Origin of the sequence: Paracraurococcus ruber (genome assembly GCF_004353985.1) — a bacterium.
Taxonomy (GTDB): Bacteria; Pseudomonadota; Alphaproteobacteria; order Acetobacterales; family Acetobacteraceae; genus Paracraurococcus; species Paracraurococcus ruber.
The window spans coordinates 1-730 of sequence record NZ_SMOA01000647.1 but is presented as its reverse complement, the minus strand read 5'-3'; the positions used below and the strand labels follow the sequence as shown (position 1 = coordinate 730).

The 730-nt window shown below is 65.9% G+C and carries 1 protein-coding gene and 1 pseudogene; one reads left to right on the top strand and one right to left on the bottom strand.

Annotation, left to right across the window (positions count from 1 at the left end; all coding sequences use genetic code 11):
- Positions 1-123: 123 nt before the first annotated feature.
- Positions 124-597 (top strand): annotated as a pseudogene (locus E2C05_RS32275) (IS630 family transposase); the annotation flags it as partial.
- Positions 598-619: 22 nt separating this feature from the next.
- Here E2C05_RS32275 and E2C05_RS32270 read toward each other — a convergent pair.
- A partial coding sequence (locus tag E2C05_RS32270; protein WP_158292286.1) for a transposase occupies positions 620-730 on the bottom strand: 111 nt, incomplete at its 5' end.

The following is a 730-nucleotide window of genomic DNA, read 5'->3' as shown; positions in this document are numbered from 1 at the left end:
CCCGCGAATGGGCCATGGCCAAGGCCCAGTTCGCCGTGCTCTTCGGTCAGCGCTTCACCAAAGCCCTGGCCTGACCGTGTCGTTCACTGACCGGCACGCACACGGAATTCCTGACAGTCCCACATGGTGCGCCGCTATGGATGGGGGCCGCGGGACGAGCGCCTCGTGGACGCCACGCCGCACGGCCACTGGAAGACCACCACCTTCGTCGCCGGCCTGCGCAGCACCGGCTTCGTCGCACCGCTGGTGCTGGACGGGCCGATGACCGGCGAGGCCTTCCGGGCCTATGTCGAGCAGTTCCTCGTTCCCACGCTGGCACCTGGCGACGTGGTGGTGATGGACAACCTCGCCGCCCACAAGGTGGCCGGCGTGCACGAGGCTATCCGAGCGGCACGGGCCCACGTGATGCTGCTGCCGGCCTACTCGCCCGACCTGAACCCGATCGAGCAGGCCTTTGCCAAGCTCAAAGCCGGCCTACGCAAAGCCGGAGCTCGAACGCGTGAGGCGCTCTGGGACACCATCGGCCAACTGCTCGACACCTTCAGCCCCACCGAGTGCCAGAACTATCTCACCAACTCGGGGTATGCGTTCGACTAAACCTGAAATGCTCTAGGGTCTGTTAGCTCCTGAGCCAATCGAGGGTGGCGGCGAAGCAGAGGACGCCGAGGAAGGAACGGGCGGTCTTTTCGTAGCGGGTTGCCACCGCGCGCCATTCTTTCAGGCGTGCCCA